Annotated in this window: 22 protein-coding genes, 7 tRNA genes, 2 rRNA genes and 2 riboswitches; of the genes, 3 read left to right on the top strand and 28 right to left on the bottom strand. The window is 39.2% G+C overall.

Features of this window, described 5'->3' with window-relative positions; translation table 11 throughout:
- Positions 1-376: 376 nt before the first annotated feature.
- Together ACEN4I_RS06485 and ACEN4I_RS06490 are read right to left on the bottom strand one after the other, a co-directional pair.
- Entirely contained in the window at positions 377-1,984 is a 1,608-nt protein-coding gene (locus ACEN4I_RS06485) for an ABC transporter permease (protein ID WP_407102547.1), read from the bottom strand.
- Complete coding sequence (locus ACEN4I_RS06490; protein WP_407102548.1) at positions 1,984-2,904, bottom strand: ATP-binding cassette domain-containing protein; 921 nt, start codon at positions 2,902-2,904, stop codon at positions 1,984-1,986. The genes ACEN4I_RS06485 and ACEN4I_RS06490 overlap by 1 nt, the downstream gene beginning before the upstream one ends.
- Before the next feature lie 255 nt (positions 2,905-3,159).
- Between ACEN4I_RS06490 and ACEN4I_RS06495 the strand changes: the two genes are divergently transcribed.
- On the top strand, positions 3,160-5,145 hold the full coding sequence (locus tag ACEN4I_RS06495; RefSeq protein ID WP_407102549.1) for an alpha/beta fold hydrolase: 1,986 nt from the start codon (positions 3,160-3,162) through the stop codon (positions 5,143-5,145).
- A 246-nt stretch (positions 5,146-5,391) separates the two neighbouring features.
- Positions 5,392-6,219 carry an aldo/keto reductase gene (locus ACEN4I_RS06500; protein WP_407102550.1) on the top strand — a complete coding sequence of 276 codons (828 nt, stop codon included), beginning with the start codon at positions 5,392-5,394 and terminating at the stop codon, positions 6,217-6,219.
- A gap of 124 nt (positions 6,220-6,343) precedes the next feature.
- Here ACEN4I_RS06500 and ACEN4I_RS06505 read toward each other — a convergent pair whose 3' ends face one another.
- The 22 genes from ACEN4I_RS06505 to thiM form a co-directional block, all read right to left on the bottom strand.
- Positions 6,344-6,883, bottom strand: coding sequence for a dihydrofolate reductase family protein (locus tag ACEN4I_RS06505; protein WP_407102551.1), 540 nt, complete (start codon positions 6,881-6,883; stop codon positions 6,344-6,346).
- A 72-nt stretch (positions 6,884-6,955) separates the two neighbouring features.
- Complete coding sequence (gene glmM / locus ACEN4I_RS06510; protein WP_407102552.1) at positions 6,956-8,311, bottom strand: phosphoglucosamine mutase; 1,356 nt, start codon at positions 8,309-8,311, stop codon at positions 6,956-6,958.
- A 92-nt stretch (positions 8,312-8,403) separates the two neighbouring features.
- A complete protein-coding gene (locus ACEN4I_RS06515; protein WP_407095789.1) occupies positions 8,404-9,591 on the bottom strand; it encodes a YbbR-like domain-containing protein in 1,188 nt (395 codons plus the stop codon).
- Positions 9,588-10,430, bottom strand: coding sequence for a diadenylate cyclase CdaA (gene cdaA / locus ACEN4I_RS06520; RefSeq protein ID WP_407102553.1), 843 nt, complete (start codon positions 10,428-10,430; stop codon positions 9,588-9,590). The genes ACEN4I_RS06515 and cdaA overlap by 4 nt, the downstream gene beginning before the upstream one ends.
- Positions 10,431-10,872: 442 nt before the next feature.
- Positions 10,873-10,945 (bottom strand) — tRNA-Lys (locus ACEN4I_RS06525).
- Positions 10,946-10,958: 13 nt separating this feature from the next.
- Positions 10,959-11,074, bottom strand: a 5S ribosomal RNA gene (gene rrf, locus ACEN4I_RS06530).
- A 17-nt stretch (positions 11,075-11,091) separates the two neighbouring features.
- Positions 11,092-11,163 (bottom strand) — tRNA-Gln (locus tag ACEN4I_RS06535).
- A gap of 7 nt (positions 11,164-11,170) precedes the next feature.
- A tRNA-Tyr gene (locus tag ACEN4I_RS06540) sits at positions 11,171-11,251 on the bottom strand.
- A gap of 250 nt (positions 11,252-11,501) precedes the next feature.
- Positions 11,502-12,728, bottom strand: coding sequence for a M20 family metallopeptidase (locus ACEN4I_RS06545; protein ID WP_407102554.1), 1,227 nt, complete (start codon positions 12,726-12,728; stop codon positions 11,502-11,504).
- 28 nt (positions 12,729-12,756) lie between these two features.
- Positions 12,757-13,719: an ABC transporter ATP-binding protein gene (locus tag ACEN4I_RS06550; RefSeq protein WP_407102555.1), complete on the bottom strand. Its 963-nt coding sequence runs from the start codon at positions 13,717-13,719 to the stop codon at positions 12,757-12,759.
- The gene (locus tag ACEN4I_RS06555) at positions 13,716-14,771 is read right to left on the bottom strand and encodes an ABC transporter ATP-binding protein (RefSeq protein WP_407102556.1); all 1,056 of its coding nucleotides are present in this window, start codon (positions 14,769-14,771) and stop codon (positions 13,716-13,718) included. Before ACEN4I_RS06555 ends, ACEN4I_RS06550 begins: the two co-directional genes overlap by 4 nt.
- A gap of 24 nt (positions 14,772-14,795) precedes the next feature.
- Positions 14,796-16,178: a M20/M25/M40 family metallo-hydrolase gene (locus ACEN4I_RS06560; protein WP_407102557.1), complete on the bottom strand. Its 1,383-nt coding sequence runs from the start codon at positions 16,176-16,178 to the stop codon at positions 14,796-14,798.
- A gap of 23 nt (positions 16,179-16,201) precedes the next feature.
- A complete protein-coding gene (locus ACEN4I_RS06565; protein ID WP_407102558.1) occupies positions 16,202-17,806 on the bottom strand; it encodes an ABC transporter substrate-binding protein in 1,605 nt (534 codons plus the stop codon).
- Between the two features lie 17 nt (positions 17,807-17,823).
- Positions 17,824-18,753 (bottom strand): oligopeptide ABC transporter permease, encoded by a 930-nt coding sequence (gene opp4C / locus ACEN4I_RS06570; RefSeq protein ID WP_407102559.1) that lies wholly within the window; start codon positions 18,751-18,753, stop codon positions 17,824-17,826.
- Positions 18,754-18,767: 14 nt separating this feature from the next.
- Positions 18,768-19,724, bottom strand: coding sequence for an ABC transporter permease (locus ACEN4I_RS06575; RefSeq protein WP_407097468.1), 957 nt, complete (start codon positions 19,722-19,724; stop codon positions 18,768-18,770).
- A 629-nt stretch (positions 19,725-20,353) separates the two neighbouring features.
- On the bottom strand, positions 20,354-20,800 hold the full coding sequence (locus ACEN4I_RS06580) for a DUF4385 domain-containing protein (protein WP_407097467.1): 447 nt from the start codon (positions 20,798-20,800) through the stop codon (positions 20,354-20,356).
- A 240-nt stretch (positions 20,801-21,040) separates the two neighbouring features.
- A tRNA-Thr gene (locus tag ACEN4I_RS06585) sits at positions 21,041-21,113 on the bottom strand.
- Between the two features lie 30 nt (positions 21,114-21,143).
- Positions 21,144-21,215 (bottom strand) — tRNA-Glu (locus tag ACEN4I_RS06590).
- Positions 21,216-21,426: 211 nt separating this feature from the next.
- Entirely contained in the window at positions 21,427-21,705 is a 279-nt protein-coding gene (locus ACEN4I_RS06595) for a GNAT family N-acetyltransferase (RefSeq protein WP_407097453.1), read from the bottom strand.
- 105 nt (positions 21,706-21,810) lie between these two features.
- Positions 21,811-22,437, bottom strand: coding sequence for a thiamine phosphate synthase (gene thiE / locus ACEN4I_RS06600; protein ID WP_407097452.1), 627 nt, complete (start codon positions 22,435-22,437; stop codon positions 21,811-21,813).
- Positions 22,430-23,242, bottom strand: coding sequence for a bifunctional hydroxymethylpyrimidine kinase/phosphomethylpyrimidine kinase (gene thiD / locus ACEN4I_RS06605; protein WP_407097451.1), 813 nt, complete (start codon positions 23,240-23,242; stop codon positions 22,430-22,432). The genes thiE and thiD overlap by 8 nt, the downstream gene beginning before the upstream one ends.
- A complete protein-coding gene (gene thiM, locus ACEN4I_RS06610; RefSeq protein WP_407102560.1) occupies positions 23,239-23,982 on the bottom strand; it encodes a hydroxyethylthiazole kinase in 744 nt (247 codons plus the stop codon). The genes thiD and thiM overlap by 4 nt, the downstream gene beginning before the upstream one ends.
- A 120-nt stretch (positions 23,983-24,102) precedes the next feature.
- Positions 24,103-24,200, bottom strand: a riboswitch (TPP riboswitch).
- 67 nt (positions 24,201-24,267) lie between these two features.
- Positions 24,268-24,366: riboswitch (TPP riboswitch) on the bottom strand.
- Positions 24,367-24,540: 174 nt separating this feature from the next.
- Here thiM and ACEN4I_RS06615 point away from each other — a divergent pair.
- Positions 24,541-25,452: an NADP-dependent oxidoreductase gene (locus tag ACEN4I_RS06615; protein WP_407097449.1), complete on the top strand. Its 912-nt coding sequence runs from the start codon at positions 24,541-24,543 to the stop codon at positions 25,450-25,452.
- Positions 25,453-25,503: 51 nt separating this feature from the next.
- Here the strand turns inward: ACEN4I_RS06615 and ACEN4I_RS06620 are convergent, their stop codons facing one another.
- From ACEN4I_RS06620 to rrf (ACEN4I_RS06635), 4 genes are all read right to left on the bottom strand, one after another.
- Positions 25,504-26,058 carry a YtxH domain-containing protein gene (locus ACEN4I_RS06620; protein WP_407097448.1) on the bottom strand — a complete coding sequence of 185 codons (555 nt, stop codon included), beginning with the start codon at positions 26,056-26,058 and terminating at the stop codon, positions 25,504-25,506.
- 406 nt (positions 26,059-26,464) lie between these two features.
- Positions 26,465-26,537 (bottom strand) — tRNA-Thr (locus tag ACEN4I_RS06625).
- Between the two features lie 41 nt (positions 26,538-26,578).
- Positions 26,579-26,652, bottom strand: a tRNA-Asn gene (locus ACEN4I_RS06630).
- Between the two features lie 13 nt (positions 26,653-26,665).
- A 5S ribosomal RNA gene (rrf, locus tag ACEN4I_RS06635) occupies positions 26,666-26,781 on the bottom strand.
- Between the last annotated feature and the right edge of the window lie 7 nt (positions 26,782-26,788).

Consider the following 26,788-nt stretch of genomic DNA (forward strand, 5'->3'; position numbering starts at 1 on the left):
AAGCAAAAAGCGCGAGACCACTTTGTAAGTGGTTTCTCGCTTTTTTATATCGTTTAAATCCAGTTAACATCCACATCGTCGATATTAACCAAAGGAAAAATATTTCTGTTCGTTATGAGTCTATTTTAAAAGTGTGCCTTTCCTGACAATGATGAGGTTCTATAGTTATACCAATCAAGAATTCATCCTAATTATAGATCAACTGCATTTCACCAAGTGATGCTTGTCTGGTGCATATCTCACTTAAAAAATACCAGTACTCTGAGGCATTCTCATCACAAACAAAAAGTTCACTTTCTATTAATTGAACACAGTTGATTGTTTAATCTAAGTTGTAGAATTGGTTGTCTTTCTCTCTCCTATTTGAGCAAATGGATCATTGGTTTTGAATATCTCGTTTGTTATATCCTATAAGTCCAATTAGAGTTAATACAACTGCAATACCACTTAAACTACTTAAAGCTTTCCAATCCATCTCTTCAATTGGAATTTGAGGAACATGAGTAAAAGCTGAAAAATTAATCACCCAATCTGGAAAATCAACTAAATCGCCTATATAAATCACAATGAACGAAAATACAATATAGAACCAAGCCAAACTGCCCCCTTTTGGGAAAATACCGACCAACAGTGTAGTCAGTCCTATGACAAGCCAAATTGCTGGTACATAGACAAGTGTGGTTTTCATAATCATACTCAATTCAAGACCTTCTTCTAAAACTTGATTCGCCGTTAAATATAACCCTAGCCCTGTCATAACTTGCATCACAATTACAGAGACCAATGAAATCATATAGTAGCTAGATAAGATTGTATTCCGCGATACTGCACGGCTGTAATAATTTTCTACACGGCCCTGTTTTTCTTCTTTTTTTAGTTTCAAAATAATTGACATAACTGGTACTGCGGTAAAGACAGACATAATGCTTATCAGTAACGCTATAAACTGTTCTGTCAAAGAAATCCCCGATTCTTCAGAAAAATAAGCTTGAATAATATCCATATCTGAAAAATAGACTTCTAACTCTCCTAATATGGCACCGAAAGCTGCACTTAACAAAAACAAGACTACCGTCCAAGCAATTAAATTCGTTTTTTCCAAATGCCATGTTAAACCAATAGGTGTTTTTAAAAATCTAGATGCATGTACTTTACCTTTGCGATCAGGAAGCAATCCTGTATTGATATCTCTTTTTAGATTCAAGTAGAGAGCTGCTATTAGCAGTACTATTGTGCTAGACAACAAAGCTCCTATTGGCCACCAGTCGTTATTCACGAAAACTTCTGTACGAACAACCCAACCTAGCGGAGAAAGCAAAGCTAACCCTTCACTATTTACATCTCCAATTGCGCGAATAACGTACGCTGCAATTAAAACGCCTAATGACAAAGCGGTTGCTCCTTTAGAAGTTTCTGCTAATTGGGCACATAATGCTGTCAAAGCAGCAAAGAATAGACCAGTTACTCCTAATAAAGTACCATAGAGAAAAGAAGCTTCCCAGATCATTCCTGATGCAGAAACAAAGCCTAACCCAACAGCCGTTAAAAGAAAGAGAATCCCATCCACAATAGCAATCATTATTCCAGAAGCAGTTAAGTATGCTAAACGGCCAACTGGCAAAGCTCGAACCATTTCTAAGCGTCCTTCTTCTTCGTCATCTCGTGTACTAGAACTGACCAATAAAATATTCATGACACCGACAGCAATAACTGTAAATAATAACATCTCATTTGCAAAAACTGCCCCAATATTGTAATCCTCTATAGCATAATTAGGACCTAACATTGCATTCATTGCTGGATTCTCCATGGTTAAAGCAAATCCCATAATGTCTTCTTGAGTTACATAAACTGTAGGATACACATTCGCTACAGTTAATGTAATCCCTACCAACCCTATTAACCAAAGAAAAATTTTGAATTGATTCTGGTGCAGCAGCAATTTTGTTATCTTTCGGGTTTCTTTAAACAACTGCTTTCCCATTAATGAACACCTCCACCTTTAAGTTCTTGTGCGGAAGATTCCCCTTCGTAATGACGCATAAACAAATCTTCTAGTGTTGGTGCCGTACTTACTAACTTTAAGACACCAAAATTACTGATGTACTCTATTGTCTCTGCCATTTGTTCTGTATCTACTTGGAAATGCCAACCCGTTTCATTTTGATACACATCATGGATGCCTTTCAGTTCAGTTAACCCTGTCAATTCTTTTGCTGTTTCAACTGTAAATTTCGTACGTGTAAGATGGCGTAATTCGGTTAAAGTGCCTTTTTCTATCATTTCACCTTCCCGAATAATAGCGACACGATCGCATAATGTTTCTACTTCAGATAAGATATGACTTGATAATAAGACACTTTTTCCTTGCTCCTTAGCTTCTAAAACGTATTCTTGAAAGATGCGTTCCATTAATGGATCTAGTCCAGAAGTTGGTTCATCTAAAATATATAAATCTGCATCTGATGCAAAAGCAGAAATCAAAGCAATTTTTTGGCGATTTCCTTTTGAATAGGTGCGGCATTTTTTAGAGGGGTCTAGGTCAAAGCGTTGGATTAATTCATCTCGTTTAGTTGGATTAATTTCACTCCCACGCATCTTCAAGAACAAATCAATCACTTGTCCTCCAGTCAAATTGGGCCACAAATTGGCATCTCCTGGAACATAGGCAATCCGTTTATGTATCTCGACTGAATCGCGCCAAGCATCTTTTCCAAAGATGGTTACTTGTCCTTCAGTAGGCTTCAATAGTCCTAATAACACACGGATGGTCGTAGATTTCCCAGCCCCGTTTGGTCCAATAAAGCCGTAAATTTCGCCTTCGTTCATGATCAAGTCAATATTATTCAACGCTTTAAATTTCCCAAACTTTTTGGTTAGTCCTTTAATTTCTACAATACTCATTTCAACTTTCCTCCCTTAATTTGTCCAACAAGTATCTTATATTTTGAAAAAGTTCTAAAAAGACTCCAAGTTGTTTGACATTAATTTATCATTTTACTGTCGCTTTAGCCAATAGGATAATTTAACTACTCATTAGATTTCCTCTTGAAATATAGAACTAGAAGAAGGATAATAATGATAATACACTAAGATAATCATTAGAATATATTGAGATTTTAATTCAATACTTCTTTTATTACATATAGGAGGATAAAGATGAAAAAAATCACTACAGAAAGTTTATTTGAGTTGAAAAATATCTCTCAACCTGTCGTTTGGAAGGATACTATTTTTTATTTGGAGACACAAATCGATAAAAAAGAAAATCTATACCGTACTGGGATCAAAAGTTTAAATCATTTAACGAAACAACGACTAAACTGGGGAGATACTGGTTCAGTGAATGCGGCTATCAAAATTTCTCCGAATAACAAATGGTTGTCTTACTTATCTAACGGAACCACAGATAAAAAGATGCAACTTATGGTCATGCCTTTAGATGGCGGAAGCTCTATTCAATTGACGGAAGAAAAAGAAGGGGTTTCAACGTATTATTGGTCTAGTACTGGTTCAAGTATCTATTATCAAACTTCTGCTGAACTAGAATTAGAAGAAGAATTGAGCGGAGATAAAAAAGACAGCAAAAAAGAAGAATCGGATAAATTACCACAGGCTACTATCATCACTAACTTGACTTATAAACTAGATGGTGCTGGATTGTTGCCTGAAAATCAGCAATATCGTGTCAAAAAGGTCGATATAGCTACTAAAAACAGCCATACTATTCTGACAAGAAAAGAAAGTTTCGCTTTGAATTATGTCGCTAAAGATGAAAGTTATCTGATTTATGCCGATGAATTAAATCCAGATGATGAATGGGATTATGGAGCAACCGTCTACTGGTACGATATAGCTACAAAAGAAAGTCATTCATTGACTACATCCATTCCTCAAGGCAGTTTTGGTTTCGGAGCGATGTCACCAAAAGAGGATTATCTGCTATTAGTCGGAAATGATTTTGAATATGCTTTTGTCACACAGAATAAATTATATGGATACGATCTTATTTCACATCAATTGACGTGTCTGACAGCCAAACAAGATATTGAGATTGGCGATGTACTAGTTGGTGATTTTCAACAACAAGCTGCTGGTATCGATCCTATTTGGCTGAACGAGGAAGAATACCTGTTTTCAACTACTGAACACGGTAAAATCAAGCTGTACAAAGGAAACCGGTCAGCAGAAACTTCGACTCTTTTTGACGAGCCGATGCATTTAACGGATGGAAGTTTGATTCCAAATAGCAAAACAATAGTAGTAACCTATTCTACCACCACTAAACCAAGCGGATTAGGATTCATTGATCTAGAAACAGGCAATCTCGAAGCTGTATACACTCCAAATGAATCCTTTGAAAAAGAACACACCATTGTGGAGCCTGAAATGTTTTGGTACAAAGGTGCTGATGATTGGGATATTCAAGGTTGGTACTTAGCTCCTTTAGAAAAAGCAGCTTCTCATCCAGCTGTTTTATACATTCACGGTGGACCTCAAGTGAGTTATGGTGAAACATTCTTCCATGAAATGCAAACACTGGCTGCTAAAGGATATGGAGTCATTATGTTAAATCCTCGTGGCGGAAATGGCTATGGACAGCAATTTGTTGCTTCTATTTTAGGCGATTATGGGAATAAAGATTTTGAAGACTTGATGCTGGGAACAGACGCTGTGCTGGATGCCCATCCCGAGATCAATCAAGAGGAAGTCTATGTAGCTGGAGGAAGTTACGGTGGTTTCATGACCAGCTGGATCGTTGGGCATACCGACCGTTTCAAAGCAGCCGTGACCCAACGCTCCATCTCTAACTGGATCAGTTTCTATGGAACAAGCGACATTGGGCCCTTCTTTGTCAAATTCCAATTGCAGCATGAATTAGATGATGTGGAAAAATTATGGGAAATGTCTCCTCTAGCTCATGCACATAAAGCTAAAACACCTATTTTAGTGATGCACAGTGACGAAGATCTGCGTTGTCCAAAAGAACAAGGCGAACAATTCTATGTCGCCATGAAACGTCAAGACATCGATACTCAATTCATGACCTTCCCTAAATCCAGCCATGGGTTGTCACGCAATGGACTACCAAATTTAAGAATCCAACGATTGAAAGCTGTTCTAAACTGGTTCGAAACACACTAAGAATAAGAGAGTGGAACAAGGCGTTTAGCTCTCCGGACAAAATAGAAACGACGAAAGTTAGGTGTTCTTTACCTAACTTTCGTCGTTTCTATTTTGGTAGTGAGAGTTGCCTTGTGCAACTCGTCTAAGAGAGTGGAACAAGACGTTTTAGCTCAAATTTTATTTTCAATAAAAAAGCAGAAGTATATCCTTTTTTACTCAAAGAAGTATATACTTAACTTATTCTTTCTCGAGGAGGTTAGTCATGTGAATATCAAAGAAACTGTAACACTAGCAAATGGAGTAGAAATGCCCAGATTAGGTTTAGGAGTGTGGCAAGTTGAAGATGGACAAGAAGTTGTTCATTCTGTAAAAACGGCTTTAGACAAAGGTTACATCATGATTGATACAGCTGCTGGATATGGTAATGAAGCAGGTGTAGGCCAAGCCATCAAGGAAGCTGACGTAAAACGAGAGGACATTTTCGTTACTACTAAAGTAGCCAATTCAGATCAAGGATATGAAAGTACATTAGAAGCTTTTGAAACTAGTTTGAATAAATTAGGTTTGGATTACATTGATTTGTATTTGATCCATTGGCCGGTAGCTGATTCATTTAATGATACTTGGAAAGCTATGGAAGAATTATATGAAAGCAAAAAGATTCGCGCCATTGGTGTATGTAACTTCCACAAGCACCATTTTGAAAAATTAATGCGTACCGCTCACATCAAGCCTATGGTAAACCAAATTGAATTGCATCCGCTATTAAACCAAGAATCTTTGCGCACATATTGCGTCGAAAATGATATTGTAGTTGAAGCTTATTCTCCACTAGGCAGCGGTAAAATCTTAGACAACCAGGACCTCAAAGAAATTGCAGATAAATACAACAAAACAGTAGCCCAAATCATTTTACGTTGGGATATGCAAATCGGCGTGGTAACGATACCTAAGTCCGTTCATCAAGAACGCATCCAACAAAATGCAGCTATTTTTGATTTCGAACTAACTGAAGAAGATATGCATAAAATCAATGCCTTAAACAAAAACGAGCGTACAGGATGGAATCCCGAACGTTTTGACAATAAATAACAGGCAACGGTTCTATAGTAAAAAAGCAGAAGACAGTTAAACTTGTCTTCTGCTTTTTGCCATAGATTTGTTCATCAGATTTATTAAAAAATGAGAGTCACTTTTTTTAACCAGTGAGGTCCTTTTATTTTCTTGTTAAATTTAATTCAACAAATTGACCCAGCTGGCGTGTTCCTTTTAACGTCCACTCTGAATGATAATTCCCATTTTTAAATAAAGGTATTCCCTCACCTAACAGTACAGGTGCGATCGTAATAATTAATTCATCCACTAAATCCGCTTCTAAAAAATCACGGATGACTACTCCGCCTCCCATTAACCAAATGTTTTTTCCTTTTTGGTTCTTCATGACTTCAATTAGGCGCTTTGGTTCTTCTTTTGTATAATGAACATTTTCAAACGACTCGTTGGCTGTGTAAGAATACACATACGTCATTTTATCTTTATATGGATTCTCGCCTTTCGTTTCTTTCATTACCCAGTCAAACGTTCTTCTGCCCATAATAACGGTGTCTACTGTCTGGTCAAACTCTGCTATTCCTTTGTTTGCTTCCTCTTGCCCTTCTATCTTAAAAAGCCAATCCAGGCTTTCTTCTTCAGTAGCGATATATCCGTCCAAACTGCAAGCAATATTCAATACTACTTTACGTTCTGATTGATTCATTCTACTACATCCTTTCCTATAACAGAAAGAGCAGAAACCCCATTACGCGGATTTCTGCTCTTTCTGTTTAGCTTAGTCTAAACCAATTTCTTCTCTAACAACCGCTGCGATACGATCAACATAGTTGTTTACTTTTTCTTCAGACGGTGCTTCAGCCATTACACGCAATAAGGGTTCTGTTCCGCTCGGACGAACCAATACGCGCCCATTGCCTGCCATTTCAGCTTCTACTTCTTCAATAGCTTTCTTGATAGCTGGAACTTCCATAGCGCCATTTTTATCGCTGACTCTTATATTTACCAGCTTTTGAGGATACTCTGTAACTTCTTCAGCCAATTCAGATAATTTTTTTCCGGTTTCTTTCATAACGTTCAATAATTGAACCGCAGAAAGTAAGCCATCACCCGTTGTATGGTAATCTAAGAATACCATATGTCCTGATTGTTCCCCACCTAAATTGTAGTCGTTTTTACGCATTTCTTCTACTACATAGCGGTCTCCAACCTTAGTTTTCAAGGCTTTCATTCCAGCAGATTCCACAGCTTTGTGGAATCCTAAATTACTCATGACTGTTGAAACAATTGTATCTTTTTTCAAATGACCTTTGTCTTTCATGTGTTTACCGCAAATATACATGATTTTATCGCCATCAACAATATTTCCTAATTCGTCTACAGCAATAATCCGGTCGCCATCGCCGTCAAATGCTAAGCCAGCATCTGCACCTTTTTCGACAACCATTTCAGCTAATTTTTCAGGGTGTGTGGACCCTACTCCGTCATTGATATTCAGTCCATTGGGAGAAATACCCATAACGTCAAATTCAGTTTCTAAATCAGCAAACAAACGATTGATCAATGGGCTTGTAGCGCCATTTGCTCCATCTAGACAAACTTGCAATCCATTCAAATCACCTGCAATGGTTTGTTGTAAGAATTGTGTGTACTTTTGAGAACCTTCTTTGTAATCTTCAACACTTCCCAGTCCTGCTGCGCTTGGACGTGGTAGTTCGTCTTCATCTTGGTCTAAAAATACTTCAATTTCATCTTCTTGATCATCTGATAATTTGAATCCATCTGAACCAAAGAATTTGATACCATTATCTGGAGCCGGATTATGAGACGCTGAGATCATTACTCCAGCTGCTGCTCCTTGTACTCTTGTTAAATAAGCTACTCCCGGCGTACTGATAACGCCTAGCTTAAGAACTTCGATTCCTACAGACATCAACCCAGAAATCAATGCATACTCCAATAATTGTCCGGACATGCGTGTATCTCTACCCACCAAAACACGAGGTTGTTCGTCTCCCTCTGTATGTTGTGATAGCACATAGCCACCGTATCTTCCAAGTTTAAATGCTAGTTCTGGTGTAAGTTCTGAGTTTGCAACCCCTCTTACTCCATCAGTTCCAAAATATTTTCCCATTTTTCAAAAGCTCCTTTTCAGTAATTGAATCGATTGCTTATTTTTGTATTGAATCATCATTTTAATCACTATTCACTCAAACACTTTTTTCGTTATTCACTGTTGTCTTCTTCTGTACTCTCTTCTGTACTTTGATCAGAAGATGCTGAACTTTCTGAGCTGCCGGAGCTTTCCGTAGTTTCACTGCTTTCAGACTCTGCACTGCTCTCGGCACTGTTTTCAGATTCAGCACTACTTTCGGATGTAGAACCTGAAGTCTCATTCGTTGGCGGATCTGGTTCATCAATCGGATCAGAATTCCCTGCTTCTTCATCAACAGTTACCGTAACATCTACTTCTATCGTCTCCGGCAACACTGATGTCGCATTATTCGGTATAGGTACTGCGATTTCTACAGTAGACGTCTCAGTTATGCCTGTAATATCCACGGGTACTTCCAGATCTGTTAAGGCCTCCAAAACACTGTCTTCCGCCACAAGGTTTGCTATCGTTTCCGTGCCTTCAGCAAATTCCAGCTCATACGTATAACCTTCTACGGGCGTACCGGTTTGGATTAGTGACATAGGCAAGTCCTTATTATTTGAAGAGACTGGAATCGTTACATTGACTTCACTAGGTGTCACTTCAACATCTAGTTGATTTCCCTCAGCATCTGTCACAATAACCGGCAGTGTTTCACTGATGTCGGAATTGATGTTTTCTTCCTCTGAAAGTCTGACTTGGACATTTGCGATCTGTTCTAATGTAGAAGCTGCTCCTTCAACAAGAACTGTCTCTGTATCCACAATTGGAGTCCCAGCTTCATATCCTCTTGCTAAAGATTCCTCATCAAATAAAACAGATACATCATAGTTATCGCTGGCACGTTCTTCGATATTGATCGTCACCTCTGAAGGATAAAGCGTGTATTCCAGTTCATCAGATAAGCCAGATGGTATCAACTCTATCGTGAAAGTTCCCTCACCTAATTCATTTAAATCGGGTGTTACAATATCAAAACTTTCAGTAGTCAATGTGTTTAATAAGATCGCAGTAGATCCTTCTAACAAAATAGACACTGATTCAGGTACACCTGTTACAAAATACTTTTCTTGATCAATATTCACAATAACAGGCAAATCGGTGATCATTTCAGAACTATTTACCGTAGCTCCTCCTGATCGATTGTTTGTACTAAACTGTCTGTTGTTTTCATTATTTACATACGCAAACAATAATATCGCAAATGCTAGTGCTACAATCCGTAGGAACCAAGGAGAATTCGTTACTTTTTCAATCATTTTTTAGAAGCCCCCTTTTTAAAACTATTAAAGAAAGTTTGAATAGGGTTGCTTGTTTGTTCTTCATCATTCGTTACTAAGGCTTTTGTTAAGAATACCTCAAAATCTTCTTTTGATAAGTCACGGTACAGGTTGCCGTTTTGTGTAATACTTACCCCACCTGTTTCTTCTGAAACGATGACAGTCAAGGCATCAGATACTTCACTCAATCCAATGGCCGCTCTATGACGAGTACCCAATTCTTTAGAGATCAAGGAACTTTCTGATAGCGGCAAATAGCTGGCTGCTGAAGCAATCTCAAAATCTTGAATAATAACTGCTCCGTCATGCAACGGGGTATTTGGAATAAAGATATTGATTAGTAGCTCTCCGGAAATATCAGCGCTTAAAGGAATACCCGTGTTGATATATTCTTCTAACCCTGTTTCCATTTCAATCGCCATCAACGCACCGATACGACGTTTACTCATGTACTGAACAGACTTTAGTATACTTGATACAAGTTCTTCGCTAGGGTCTTTTTTCTTTTTCCTACGATTGAATAAAGAACCTCTTCCTAGATGCTCTAAACCTCTGCGCATTTCAGGCTGGAAAATAATGATCAAAGCCAATACAGCCCACTGAATCACTAAATCCACAATCCATTCTACCGTTTGCAGTTGGAAGAAATAACTTCCCACTTTTATAAGTACAATAATGGAAATTCCTTTTAATAATTGAACAGCTCTTGTTCCTCTTACTACAATAATGAGCTGATAAATGAAAAATGCTACAATCAGAATATCTATCAAATTGATAAACGAGCGCCATGTAAAAAGTAGTGACCAATCTATTGACATGTGGACACCTCCAAAATGGTAAAATTGTCACTCAGTCCATATTATATCACAGATTAGTTTGAATGACGCTATTTCATTGCACAGCCTGAGATCTTTTTCTCATTCATCTTTACTCCAGCAAAGGAGGACTTATAGCGGATACAACAATAATAAAATGATCCGACAGCCTTTTCGTACCCAAATAAATCATTCTTCTATTAAACTGTCACGAAAAAGAAATTTGCATCCCTTATTATCCAAAACTTTATCCATAAAGGCACACAAAAATATTTTACTTTGTCTTTTGAAATAAAAGATTCAGAAAACGTTGCGCTAATAGCCAAACGGTTCTTATTCCCGCACTTTCAAATTAGCTGCTCACTTCGAAAAAAATTATTTTACCAATACGCAAAAAAACTATCGATCAGCAGATTCTCTGATCGATAGTTTCATCTTATTATAATGAGTCATGCAGGATTCGAACCTGCGACCCTCTGATTAAAAGTCAGATGCTCTACCAACTGAGCTAATGACTCATAAATTAAACTAGCATGGCTTCGTCCTAATCTCACAAAGGGAAACCCTTCACTACCTTTGGCGCTAAGAAGCTTAACTGCTGTGTTCGGCATGGGAACAGGTGTGTCCTTCTTGCCATCAAAACCACACATAGTTTTATTTACAACTGGGCTAGCTGGATTCGAACCAACGCATGAGGGAGTCAAAGTCCCTTGCCTTACCGCTTGGCTACAGCCCATAAATGATGGAGGGGGGCAGATTCGAACTGCCGAACCCGAAGGAGCGGATTTACAGTCCGCCGCGTTTAGCCACTTCGCTACCCCTCCATGAATTAAGTGCTGAATTTCAGCAACAAGAATATAATACAATAAAATTATCACCTGTGTCAATAAAAAAATTATATTCCAGATTATTTATACATTATTTGGATAAATAATCTACTATTCTCTCGATATACAACCTATTCAATTAAAATAGCTAGACAATCAAACCGTATAGTAAAGTGTTGTCATTCTCCAAAAAAGATCCACTAAGCTTAGTAACAGCTTCTGCGGATCTTTCCAAGTCGTTATTCTCTCAATCAGCAGGATTGTTCACCAAATAATCCTCAGCAATGGCTAAAAATGCTTTCCCCGCTCGAAGCATCGCGACTTCATCAATATTGAATCGCTTGTGGTGATGTGGATAAGTGGCTTCTATGTCAGGATTACCGCCTCCAACATTAAAAAAGGTTCCTGGTCTGACTTTTGAAAAGTAGCCGAAGTCCTCTCCTCCCATGGAAGGCTCACGCTCGACCACTTCACTATCACCAAATTTTGCTTTCATAGTGTTCACGAATCTTGCTGTCTCTTTAGGATGATTGTAAACAGCATCATACCCTCTTGTATACGTCAGTTCACTAGTTCCATGGTACATTTCCGCAATATTTTTGGCCATCAGCTCCATTTCCTGTTGAATGGTATCTCTTGCTTCATCATGATAAGTACGAACAGTTCCTCTAATCATGGCAGAATCAGCAATAATGTTATTGGCTTCTCCTCCCGCAAGTACAGTAGACACTGTTACAACTGCTGGATGAAGCGGATTGATGGCTCGACTCACAAGTGTTTGTAGAGCTTCAATAATTTTCACAGCAATGATGACAGAGTCTACGGTATCTTGAGGGTGAGCCCCATGACCTCCTTTTCCCTGAACGTGAATATTAAAGAAGTCGGCAGCTGCCATAGCGTAGCCATTCATGTAGCCCACTTTTCCAGCAGCAAGCAAAGATTGTACATGTTGCCCAAAGACATAATCTACTCCTTCCAAAGCACCAGCCTCTACCATGCTCTTCGCCCCGCCTGGTAGAACTTCTTCCGCATTTTGATGGATCAACACGACATTTCCATTTAATTCTTCCGTGTGATTGGCTAATACTTTTGCTACACTCAATAACGTTGCCGTATGCGAATCATGCCCGCAAGCATGCATGACTCCTGGATTTTTTGATTTGTAATCGACCGTATTTTCTTCTTGAATGCGCAACGCATCGAAATCAGCTCGAAAAGCAATCGTCGGTCCTGGATTTTCTCCTTCAATTTTAGCTACGATCCCATACCCGTTACCCACACCTTCTTTAATATCCGTAATTCCAAAAGATTTTAATTGTTCAACAATATAAGCAGCTGTTTCTTTTTCTTCAAAAGACGGTTCCGGGTATTGGTGTAAATGACGTCTCATAACTACTGTTTCAGGATAATTTCCTTCTAGTTCTTGCGCCCAAATATCGTAGCTTGTTTTTGTTGTATTGATTGAGGATTCCATAATATTCCTTCTTTCTATTCTTAATGGATTAAATGACTAATTCTTTCTGTGCAGCTTTTTTATATTTTTCTTTTAAGAAAGGGACTTCGTTTCTTTTGCAATAAACAAAATGTTCGGACGCAATTTCATGTAAAGCCGCATCTGTATCATCCTCATATTGATGAAATGACTCCTGGTAGGCTGTTCTGATACGACTGCGCTCTTGGATTGGGTCTGGTATTGGAACAGCTGACAAAAGAGATTCAGTATAAGGATGCAACGGAAAACGATACAACTCATCTGCAGGAGCTACCTCTAACAAACGCCCTCCATTCATCACTCCGATCCGGTCACTAATATACTTCACCATAGACAAATCATGTGCAATAAATAAGTACGTTAACTTTTTTTCGTGTTTCAGTGTTTTCAATAAATTAACGATCTGTGCTTGGATCGATACATCTAAAGCAGAAATAGCTTCATCTGCAATAATGAAAGAAGGATCAACAGCTAATGCACGCGCAATACCGATCCGTTGACATTGCCCTCCTGAAAACTCCCTCGGGTAGCGTGTAGCGTACTCCGAACTCAATCCAACCAATTCCAACAGTTCATAGACTTTTGCTCTTTTTTCTTCTTCACTTTTAACTAACCCGTGCACTTTCAATCCACTACCGACAATTTCCATAACGGTTTTCCGAGGGTTTAAAGAAGCATACGGATCTTGGAAAATCATCTGCACATTTTTTCGGAAACGTTGTAACTCTTCTTTCTTTTTCAATGGTCCAACAGCTTGTCCATCAAATTGAATCTCTCCGGATGTAGCTTCTTGCAGCTTAGAGATCAGCTTTCCAGTTGTTGATTTGCCGGATCCTGATTCACCTACCAAACCAAAAGTTTCTCCTTCATAAATATAGAATGACAAATCATTGACTGCTCGAACCTCAGAGGATTTCCCTTCGTTAAAAAACAGGTTCAAATGCTGAATATCAAGTATTTTTTTTGATTTCATCCGTGTGCCCTCCTTACATAGTTGTTGTTGAAGACAGAGCGGCGCCAACTGATTTCAGCTGGTGGAGATACCTCTGGAGCTTCAGGATGCAACAGCCACGTTGCTGCATAATGAGTCTTTGATACGGCAAAAACATCCGGCTCCTGACGAAAATCGATTTCCAAAGCATAAGCGTTCCTTGGAGCAAACGCATCTCCCATCGGTGGATGAAGCATATTGGGTGGAGTGCCGGGAATTGAATACAGTTCATTATTGACGCTGCCTAAAGTGGGCATTGAAGCCAATAGTCCCCATGTATAAGGATGTTGAGGATTGTAGAAAATTTCGTCTACTTGTCCCCACTCTACTATTTTTCCGGCATACATGACGGCTACCCGGTCTGCCATATTCGCTACCACACCTAAATCGTGTGTAATAAAGATAATGGAGGTGTTGATTTTATCTTTTAATTCATTCATCAATTCTAGAATTTGAGACTGAATAGTAACATCCAATGCAGTCGTCGGCTCATCCGCTATCAAAATCTTTGGTTTGCAAGCCAACGCAATGGCAATCATCACCCGTTGCCTCATTCCACCTGAGAATTGATGAGGGTAATGGTACACACGCTTGTTAGCATCTTTTATTCCTACCATCTTCAACAGCTCTTTTGCTTGCTCAAAAGCATCTCTGGGACTACTGTCCTGGTGTTGGACAATGGACTCTGCAATCTGTTTCCCAACTGACATCGTAGGATTCAGTGAAGTCATTGGATCTTGAAAAATGGTTGCAATTTCTTTTCCCCGAACCTGCTGCATCTCTGCCTCACTTAACTTCAGCAAGTCTTGCCCTTGATACAGAATCTCACCGCTTTTGATCATCGTTGTTTTTTTTCCCAACAACCCTAGAATAGCCTGAGTAGAAACGGATTTCCCCGATCCGGATTCTCCAACGATTGCTAATGTTTCTCCATCGTATAAATCGAAATTCACTCCTCTGACAGCGTGCATCTCTCCAGCAGCTGTCTGGAAAGAGATTTCCAAATTTCTTACTTCCAATAATTTCTTTCGCATCGCTCCACCTCTTTTCTCAAATTTTTACGCGGCACCGAATTCTTTCATCAATTCCACCATATGCGCAATATTCTGATAAAAATCATTCAAACGGATGTTTTCATTTGGCGCATGCGCCCCTGAATTTGCCCAACCTGCTCCAACTCCCGCCACCGGCAGATGCAAATATTTTTCGAACAACTCACTGGGACCTGTACCTGCCATGCTAGGCGAGACTAAGACCGGATTGTCCGCTCCATAGATTTTCTCTGCTGTTGAAACGACCGTTGCAATAAAAGGGTCATCAATTGATGTGCGTTGTGCTCCTTCAGCTGCAATCATCGTTACAGAAATATCTTGATAACCGTGAGTTTCTAAATGATGACATATGCAATTATAAATGTGTTCTGGTTCTTGACCAGGTACTAAACGACAATCCAATTTGGCTTTGGCCGTTTTAGGGAGAACGGTTTTGATGCCATGACCCGTATACCCGCTGTTGAATCCACAAATAGTCATCGTAGGATAAAAAGCCAATGCTTCCGTTGGACTGATGTCAGTTCCTTCAGTGATGAATTTCCCTGTCACTCCATACTGTTCTTTCACTTCAGCTGGATCAAAGGGTTGTGCTGCTGCAGCTTCTTTATCTTGTTTGGATAATGCCGGTATGCCATCATAAAATCCTTCTACTACAATTTCATTGTGCTCATTTTTCATGGATTCCAACGCATGGACCAAACGCCAAGCAGGATTGTCAATAATTGCCGCCATAGAAGAATGGATATCAATGGCGGCGGTAGTCACTTCTAAATCAAAGTATGCGATACCTTTCATTCCTGCACTCACAACATAATTTTCGTATTTATCTTTTGAACCTGCTTCCCAAATGCACGCATCTGCTTGAAAGAGCTCTGCGTATTTTTCTATATAAGGTCCCAAATGAGGGCTTCCAATCTCTTCTTCCCCTTCTAATAAAAATTTCACATTACAAGATAAGTCACCTGTTTCGTGCAAGATCGATAAAGCATTTAGTCGTGCCATAAAATTGGCTTTATTGTCTGAAACTCCTCGTGCATAGAGTAGGCCATCTTTTACAGTAGGCTCGAAAGGTTCTGTGTACCATTCTTCTAAAGGTTCTGGTGGCTGCACATCGTAATGGTTGTAGAACAATAGCGTACGCTCACTATTCCCATTGGGAGATGCGGGGAAAAATCCGTAAATCACTGGGTGTCCACCTAAATCATCAAATACCTGGACTTCCCCACCAGTTCGTTCAATCAATCCTTTTACATACGCAACAGTTTCAGGAATTTGTCGGTGTTGCGTGGAAACCGATTCGATGCGCAAGTAATCGTAAAATTCTGTTTCCCGTTGTGAAGCCATTTCTTTAGCTTTTTCGATCGTTCCTATTACTTGTGATTGTTTCATTCTTATCTGCTCCTTTTGTCTGATTAGTTTAGTGTCCAGTCTTGAATGTCGTACAGTGAACCGCCCCAATATTCTTTGATGCCGCCGGTTAACGACTCATTCTGGATCACAATGTCGCTTTGGGAATAAAGCGGCAGAATCGGTGCTTGTTCTTGTAAGACGACTTGCAACTCATTGTAAATTTCTTTTCGTTTCGTGCTGTCGGTTTCAGAATTTCCTTGTTCCAATAGGTTGTCGATTTCTTCATTCTGGATAGATGGATGGTTAGAGCTGCCTGCTGAACCAAAATAAGTGGTCATGTCTGGATCAATGGGGACAGCAATTCCACCTAAATAAAGGTCATACTCTCCAGCTCTTGCTTTTTCAAGAGTAGTCGGGAAATCATAGGTAATTTGTTCCACAATAAATCCAACAGCTTCCAAATCTTGTTCGATCAAATTAGCTGACTGCTCGCGGACTTTATTTCCAGTTGGAACCATGATCTCAATTGGTTCGTTCATGTCATAATCGGATTGAGCAATGTACTCTTCTGCTTTGTCTGGATCATAGGCAATTGGGGCTAAATCTTCATTCATATATGGACTTGCGGAAGTGTAAGGTCCATTTGTGACTTCTCCATTACCTTGCAGCAAATTATCGACAATCGTATCTCGATTCACGGCATATGACATCGCCAAACGAATATTCTGGTCAAATTTGTCGGTATTGAAATAGATAAATTGATTGGTCCAAGCTGGTTGTGTAGTAACTGCCAGTCCTTCAACATTTTCTACTGTCTCAATGTCTGAAATAGAGACCTCTCCAATTCCACCACTTGAATTCATCGTTACACCACCTGTTTGCAGCTCAGTGGTCAAGTTCGTTCCGGTCATCACGCGAATGAAGATAGACGGGATATTTGGAGTACCACGGTAATACGTGTCATTAGCAGCTAGTTCAAGATAAGAATCTTGGACATATTCCTTAAATTGATACGGACCACTAGTGACTGTTGGGGAAGCAAAAGCTTCAGAGCCTTCCAATTCATTGACGGGAATACTTTCCAAGACATGTTTTGGCTGCACGAAAATGTTCGTTCCGATCATTTCTTTGACATAATTTGGATCCATAGGAGATTTTGTTTTAAAGGTCACCGTCTGGTCATCTACAACAACCAGATTTGGGATCTCATGGCCATTTTCTAATTTACCCGAACTATCCACTCCTTCTAATGAAGACAAGTACAATCCTGTCGTTTGGACTTCTGGATTGGCAAACAAATTAAAGGTAAAGACCACATCATCTGCTGTAATCGGTGTACCGTCTGTCCATGCAGCCTCTGGATTCAGTTTGATCGTATAGGTTTGATTGTCTGTAGTTTCGAATGATTCTGCTAATTTAGGTTCAAATTCTAACGGATTTGTCATTTCCAATAAGGTATCAAAGTAGAATCGCTGCACCCATCTGGTGGATACACTGCTCGCATTGATCGGGCTAAGATTTCCCATCCCATTTGTTACCCCGATATACAACGCCTCTTTGTCTGTTTCTGAATTAGCAGAGCTTGTTTCTTCTGCAGTAGTGTTGCCACAGGCAGCCAGTATCAATATGACTGCAGCTGCTATAAAACTAACTATTTTTCGATTCATACTTGTTTCCCCCATTTTTAAGTAATTGTCCCGTCAAAGGCATCACGCAAGCCGTCACCAATAAAGTTGATTGAGAGGACTGCGAGTAAAATCAAAAATCCAGCTGGCATCCATAACCAAGGCTGACTCGATAAAACCGTTAAGGACTGAGCTTGAGATAAGATATTTCCCCAACTTGCAATGGGTGGCTGGATCCCCATCCCTAAGAAGCTGAGTGAAGATTCGGTCAGTATCGCACTGGCAATTCCAAATGTAGCATTCACAAAAATACCGGAGAGCACATTTGGTAAAATCTCTCGAAATAGGATATAAGGTGTCGAATGCCCTACCGAAATTGCGGCTTGGATGTATTCACTATTTTTGATCGCTAACACATTCCCACGCACTAAGCGGCAAAGACTTGTCCAGTTCAGACAACCCAACACTACCGTAATCGTACCTACTCCAGGGCCAATGATACTGACGAGTACTAAGATCACCATGAATGTTGGAAAAGATTGAAAAATTTCTGTTGTCCGCATGACTACCTCATCGATCCAACCGCCAAAATAACCGGCAATCAGTCCTAAAGTCGTTCCAATAATGGTATACAACGCTACTGAGCTGATTCCGACAAATAAGGACATTCGAGAACCGTAAATGAGACGGCTGAATACATCTCTTCCAACTTCATCCGTTCCTAGCCAATAATCCATACTGGGTTTTGCTTCGAAATCTGGTGTAATCAACGTCGGGTCATATTGTGCGATTACCGGTGCAAAAACAGCTGTCAAAATCAATATCAGAAAAACCATCGAACCAATAAGGGCTGGTTTATGTTTGATAAATCGATTGAATACGACCTTGCTGTTGCTTTCATGCTTTTGTGTACCAAAAGGCTGCTTTTCAACACCTGATACGTCGCCATTTGGATAAACCAGTTTAAAATCTGTATTTGCTGAAGCCATGCTTTTCCTCCTCACTAATCTTTACTGAATCGAATTCTTGGATCTGCTAAAGCATACAAGATGTCCATCAACATATTAGCTGCCAGCACTGTAACAGCGGAAAGTAATGTAATAGCCATCAAAACAGTGTAGTCTCGTGATTGGATGGAAGAAATCGTTAATGCTCCAAGTCCAGGCCACTGGAAGATTTGCTCCGTGACAATGGCCCCTCCAATCAACATCGGGATATCGGTTCCAATGATCGTAATGATGGGAACAAATGCATTTCGGATACCGTGTTTAAAAATAATCTGACGCGGTTTTAATCCTTTGGCTTTAGCGGTCCGTAAATAATTCTCATCAAAAATATCGATCATGCTTGAGCGAACATAACGAATCATATTGGCCGATATCGTAGTGGCGATAACGATAACTGGCAGCACCATGTGCCGAGCTCGTTCTACAAATCCTCCATCTGATCCCAACATTTGCATGCCTCCAGTAGGCAACCATTTTAATTGGACGGCGAACACATAAATGAGAAATAACCCTAAGAAAAAGTTGGGAATAGAAATCCCTAAAAATGAGGTGCCCGTAATGAAGTAATCGACCCATGACTTCTGCTTTACGGCACTATAGATTCCTAAAGGTATCGCCACCAGATAAGCCGTTAAGAGCGAAACTCCCATTAGCAACACCGTTGGTCCGATTCTTTCTAAAAGGATATTGGCTACCGGCTGCCGAGTCGCAAAAGATATTCCTAAATCTCCACGAAGTAGATTCTTCACCCAATTGGCATACCGAATCAACAACGGCTTATTCAACCCTAAACTTTCACGAACCTGATTGATTTGTGCTTCTGTTGCATCTTGTCCCACATATAAGGTTGCGGGATCACCTGGTGAAAGATTGATAATCATGTAAGACAGAAAAGTGATAAAGAACAATACAATAAATCCAATCATAAAACGTTTTAGTAAATACTTTTTCATCCGACACCTCCGAAAGTTAGTTAGTCACCTTTATTCTTAGCTGCGTTACATAACCCGTATAGTTCCTCCTCTCTTAAAAAATAAAAAGCCCTTCGCAATGAAGGGCTTAAATCTCGTTAAGCCCTCGTAAAACGCAAATGAGGACTCAACTAATTGAATAGTTAGAATCCTGGGCTAAATCAATAAAATTAATAAGACAGTATGAGTGTTACATGTTGGGCACACAGATTCATTTTTTTGCTGCATCATTCGTAACACTCCTTGTCTTTTATTAAAGTAAACCTACTTTAACCGTATTAAATGAGAAAGTCAACCAATAAAACTAATCTAACTCACATTTTTATATCCGTGTTCTAATAGTTATCGCTTTCATTAGTAAGGAACCAATCTTTCTTTTGCATCAAACAGTTGCTTGTTTTTTAGAAGAAAATATAATGTATAACGAAATTTAGGAGAGAATGAACGGACAGAATTTTTTTTAGGTAGAGGTGTGCATCGAACATTTAATACATAAAATGTATTTTTATTCTACAGAAAAGGCCCTGAAAACAATTATTTGCTGAACCTTTTACTTATATAAGCTAAAAAATTCTACTCTTTCTCTATTTTTCTGAATGATTCCTGCGTTTTCAGCCATATTTTTTCTGATGTTTTTTCTTCATCTGGAGATAATCCGCATCTTCTCTGACGGTTTTCCATTTCTCCTCAAATATTGCAGCTGACTCTGCTTTTTCTTCGTCAATCGTTCTTTCTTTTATTTCGCCATCTTCATTGTATTTCCTTCCACCTTTATAATTTGCGTAACGCCTTGATCGTGTATATCCCATCTGAAGAAATTTTCTGGCCATGTCCATTCCAACAAAATCCTCAGCTTTTTTATAATCTAAGTACATCTGGTAAATTTTTTCAGACGATTCTTTAGCGAGTTTGGGAGTCTTAAACCGCCACTGCGGAAGTATCTCGCTCTTGTAAGGCTCTACCAGCAGCACACCTTGCTCTCCTCTTCCCACTCTATACAATTCTGGCTGCTCGCGAAAGTTTATATGATCGAAGTCAAGATCGTAGTCGAAAACCATTTTCATCACCTCTTGAATTTTTTACTGCCTCTGATTAAAGGTTTCATCATAGCAAACATTACTCTACTTGTTCATTCTAATCAATTAACTTGTCTATTCGTTTAGAAACGGAGACAATAAAACGCAAGTATCTTCTATTCATTTGAACTGGATTTAGATTATTTAATCAGAATCAAATAAAAAAAAGACAGGTCTATCAAAAGTTTAAAACTTTTGATAGACCTGTCTTTTTTCGTGTTATGCCGGCTGCAGGATTTGAACCTGTGACCTCCGCGTTACGAGTGCGATGCTCTACCAACTGAGCTAAGCCGGCGAACGGTATAATTATTAAACTTGGTTAGGATGACCCGTACGGGATTCGAACCCGTGTTACCGCCGTGAAAGGGCAGTGTCTTAACCGCTTGACCAACGGGCCTGATAAGCATTTGAGTGATAAGCACAAAATGAATTATATAAAATATTTTCTATAATGTAAAGAGAATAAAGCCTTTTTTGCATCTTTTTTAATTTTTTTTTAATAGTTATTCATTACTGCTTTGTTTTTTGAATGTTTAACACAAAAACTCTAAAATCGATCTCGTTTTAGACTATTACTAAAAAGATCGATTTTAGAGCCTAGCTCATCTTTATTTCGCTATAATATCTTGATATTTATCAGATTTCCGTTCAAATAAACTTACTACATACGGACACACAGCAACCATTTTTTTACCTTCTGTTTCCATTTCTTGGACTGTACGATCTACTAATTGTTCAGCAACGCCTTGCCCTCTTAAACTTGGGTCAACAAATGTATGATCAACCAGTACTTTATCTTCACCGGAAGGTATATAGGTAATTTCTGCAATCATTTTTCCACTTTCGTCATTTTTATAAAAGCGATTATCCCCTTTTTCAAACTCCATTGTTCTTCCCCCTTTCTTCAATCAATGTCATTTTAGCATTTCTTATTTACTGCTTCCAGTTTGTTCATCCTTTTAATCCTACTGCACAAGAAAAATATTTTTGCATCAGCTGCTTTTTTGCAACTTTTCTACTGTCTGTTTTAGGTCTTCACTGCCACAGATAGCAGATATGACGGACACCCCATCTGCTCCCGAAGCACGAATTCCAGCTGCATTTTCTTCCGTGATACCACCAATACCTACTATTGGAAAAGTACCAAACTGTTTTCGTATCGTACGTATGCAGTTCAATCCTACTGGGGAGGCAGCATCTTTTTTAGACTGTGTTGGATAGATTGGGCCAATTCCAACGTAATCTGCTCCATTAACTATAGCCTGTTCCATTTCTTCAACATTATGGACTGAAACACCTACAAGGTTTCCTTTTACTCTCTTCCGAAAGGCTGTCAAGGCTAAATCATCTTGTCCCACGTGTATACCATCAGCATTTAATTGTATAGCAAGCTCAACATCGTCATTGACAATAAAAGGTACTTGGTACATTGCACACAATCTTTGACATGCTTTGGCAAAATCTACATAGGCTGAACCAGTCAACGCTCCTTTTCCTTTCTCGCGTAACTGAAAACAGGTTATCCCTGCCTGCAAAGCTTCTTCGAGTGTTTTCAATGGGTCTTTTTTGCAATTCACTGTACCCATGACAAAATAAATAGTTAAAATACTTCTATCCATTTACTTCTACCTCACATATTCCTTGGTTGCATTTGTAAGCAAAGTGGTTCGTCGGCCCATGACCGTGACCAATATAAAGCGGTGTAGAAACAGCTAGTTGAATAAATTTTTTCGCTTCAACGATCGCTTCTTGCATGGATAGTCCTTTCGCTATATTGGCTGTTAAAGCAGCAGAAAATGTACAGCCTGTCCCATGTGTATCTTTTGTTTTCACACGATTGGTGGTCAATTGAAAAGACTGCTCGCAAGTGTATACTCTATCAATTGCCTGTTCTTCTTCTAAATGTCCACCTTTGATGACAACACATTGAATACCCATTCGCAACAGTTGTTGTGCTGCTTTTTCTATATCTTTCGTATTTTTAATACGAATACCTGTCAGCACTTCTGCTTCTGGGATGTTTGGGGTGCAAATGGTGGTATAGGGAAACAGCTTTTCTATTAAAGTTTTTGCTGCTGATTCTTGCAATAGCTTTGCTCCGCCTTTTGCAATCATCACCGGATCAACGATAAGCGGTATATTTTGTTTTTTTAGGATTTCAGCTACCCCATCAATTATTTCAACTGAAAACAACATCCCCGTTTTGATAGCTTTTACTGAAAAATCATCTAGTACAGTTTGGATCTGTTGTTGCACAAAATATGGCGGTACTTCATAAATATCATGTACACCCAGTGTATTTTGATCTGTTAATGCTGTAATGGCTGTGGTCCCAAATACCCCTAACTCTTGAAATGTTTTTAGATCTGCTTGAATCCCAGCTCCCCCGCCTGAATCTGATCCTGCAATCGTTAATGCAATCATTGTCCTGCCTCCGCTATCTTTTGCAGAGCATTCATAAATTGTACAGCGAATGTCCCCACTTCATTTCCACTCTGTTCAGCAGCTTGTTTATACGCTTGTAGAGTGGTAGCTAATTGATTGAATGAGGCTTCTTTTCCACTCGCAAGCGAAGCTGTACAAACAGCGCTTAATAAACACCCCATACCTGTAATACGTGTAGCAATTTCGTTGCCTCCAGACACGTATCGCTCTTCTTGACCATCCGTTAAATAATCGGTTTCTCCTGTGACGATGACTTGACAGCGATACTTCAAGGCAATTTCTCGCGCTACTTTGGAAACAGGCATCGCCCCTATGCCGCTGTCCACTCCTTTTTGATGCCATTCTTTACCTGCAATTGCGGCTAGTTCTCCTGCATTGCAGCGGATCAAATCAACCTGCATTCTTTTTAAAAGTTGTTGCACCACTTGTTTTCGATAGCTTGAAATACCGATTCCTACAGGATCCAGTACAACAGGAACTCCTAACTCATTTGCTTTTTTTCCAGCTACCAACATCGTTTGGATAGTGCGGTCATTTACGGTACCGATATTGATCAATACTCCTTGAGCAGCTGTCACGACATCAGCAACCTCATTCACTTCATCCGCCATAATAGGAGAAGCTCCGATAGCAAGTAATCCATTAGCCATAAAATTTGCCACCACATAATTAGTGATACAATGGACTAAAGGAGCTGTTTGTTTGACTCTTGATAACATTTATTACACCCTTTCCTTGGTTTCTCTAGCTTATTCAAATAGGCTGATCTCAATCCTCCTTTATAGAACGTGAGCACAAAAAAAGGCTCTACAAATATGCAGAAGCCAAAAAAGTGTATAAGAAACTCACTATTTGCTCCCTACGTCAGTATGAACTAACAGGTTCAAAGGGTCAGGTTTTACCTTCTCAACACGACTGTGTCCCCCCGCAATTAAGCGTTTTACAAAAGAAAAAGCTCCCCAAATAAAATTGGAGAGCTCAGTACGAATATAGTCGTTAGAATACATATGTACGATTGTGCTCCCTACGTTAGTGTTAACTAACAGGTTCAAAGGGTCAGGTTTTAACCTTCTCAACACGATTATGTCCCCCTGCAAAACATTTAATTACTTATAAGTTTACTATAGATAATAAATTTAATCAATCACTTTACTGTCTTTAATACACCGCTTATCGTTCTCTTTTAAAGTATAAAAGCCTCATTATTTGTGGTCTTAAGATAGCAGTGTTAAAGTAATCATAACTAGAGAACCAATCAGAGAGAGGAGTACCTTTTTATGAAAACTATCGCGATTAAAGAATTTGGGTCAGCTGATCAATTAAGAGAGATGGAAATGGAGAAGCCTTCTATCAAAGATGATCAGGTATTAATTGAAGTTCATGCTTTCTCCATTAACCCCGTTGATTGCAAAAGACGTTCCGGTAAAATGGGCGGCAAACTTCCTATGGTGCTTGGTGGTGATGTCGCTGGTATCGTAAGTGAAATTGGTACAAATGTCACGAATGTAAAGCCAGGTGATCGTGTATTTGCTAATGCATCCAAAACTTACGCTGAATATGCCCGATCTCGCGCCGAAGTAACGATTAAAATCCCTGATAAACTCTCTTTTGTGGAAGCAGCTGCAATTCCATTAGCTGGACAAACCGCTTGGGAAGCTTTAATAGATAAAGGACAATTAAGGGATAATGAAAAAGTCTTGATTCACGCAGGGGCTGGCGGAGTAGGCTCATTGGCTATACAAATTGCTAAACATTACAAAGCTTACGTTATTTCGACAGCCAGTGAGAAAAACAAAGCATTCCTTACTTCTCTAGGCGTGGACTATTTCATTGATTACAACAAAGAGGATTTTGAAAAAGCAGTCAGTGATGTCGATCTCGTACTAGACCCTTTAGGAGGCAAAACTCAAGAAAAAAGTTTCACTGTTCTAAAAAAAGGCGGGCGCTTAGTTTCCTTAGTACAAGAACCGGATGAAACTACATTAAAAAAATTAGGGATGATAGGAATTATTTTCAGTATGACCCCCACAAGCGAACGCCTGCAAACCTTAGCTGATTTACTTACCAGTGGAAAAATCAAAGCCATAGTCAGTCAAACTTACCCTTTTACAGAAGAAGGGGTACGTAAAGCACATGAACAAAGTGAAACAGGTCATACAAGAGGAAAAATCGTGATTAAAGTAAAATAAACAAAAAGATGGAGTCAAGAATTTTTCTTGACTCCATCTTTTTGTTTATTTTTATTGGTTCTCATCTAATAGATCTTTTTCAGAATCATAATCTAAATCGTTGAGAGTTTCATCCAACTTATCTGCAGGAATCGTTTGATCTTCATTAGGTTCTGCTGATGTCCCATGAACGTTTCCATGCGGAGCTTCCATTTCGTCAGAATATTTTTCTTTTAAGTCCTGAGCTTTCTCTTCGCCGACCTCTTTCCATTCCTGTGCTTTTTCTACTCCTACTTCTTTCCATTCTTGCCCTTTTTCCATTCCAGTATCTTTAACGTCGGTAAATTTATCCTTAATATCCGAACGTAATTCTTTCCCAGACTTAGGCGCAAATAACAAGGCAACTAGTGCACCTGCTAAAGGCAGAGCAATCATTTTAGCCACTTCCATATGTTTTACCTTGGCAGGCATCGCCTTAGTAACCCCTTTAGCAAGTTTGGCTTTGGTCTTCATACTTGGTTTAGCCATATGGTGCATATGGTGTGTGGAAGGTAAATAGTCTTTCGCTGTATCGTATGCATCTTGAGCATAATCGGTTCCCATGTCCATCAATTTTGTTAATTTCATACTATTCGTGCTCCTCTCACTTCTTGTTTTTCCTGTATTCCTATAAGTGTTTACATGATTATCATATAACAAATATAGAATTCTCTAAAGTAAAACGCACTCAAAATATACGAGATCACTTTCTAGACAGTTTTAAAAAGTATATTTCTAAAACTAAATGCAGACCAATCATCTCCTAAAACACCTTAATAAAGTCGTAACACTTTCCCATTTAAAGTAAGTGCTTTCATAAATGCTCAATGTGGTAATCATCATGAATTCTACCGTCTTCAGTAACTTCATCTTTCACATCAAGGTCATTATCACATCAAATAACTATTTATGAACCTAAAAAAGCTGCAGTTTGATTAGTAATTAGAAAATGAATTCCAACTACATCAAACTGCAGCTTCAGCTGTTATATATAAGCCACTTGCCGGATTCGAACCGGCGACCTCTTCCTTACCATGGAAGCGCTCTACCGACTGAGCTAAAGCGGCATTTAGATTAATGCGCTTTAATTTTGGATAAAAAAAAAGAACTCCGCAAGTAGGACTCGAACCTACGACATCGTGATTAACAGTCACGCGCTACTACCAACTGAGCTATTGCGGAATAATTTAAATATGCGCGGCAACGTCCTAGTCTCACAAGGGGAAACCCCTCACTACCTTCGGCGCTAAGAAGCTTAACTACTGTGTTCGGCATGGGAACAGGTGTGACCTTCTTGCCATCGTCACCACACATATGT

It is taken from the genome of Desemzia sp. FAM 23990 (assembly GCF_045528485.1).
Taxonomy (GTDB): Bacteria; Bacillota; Bacilli; order Lactobacillales; family Carnobacteriaceae; genus Desemzia.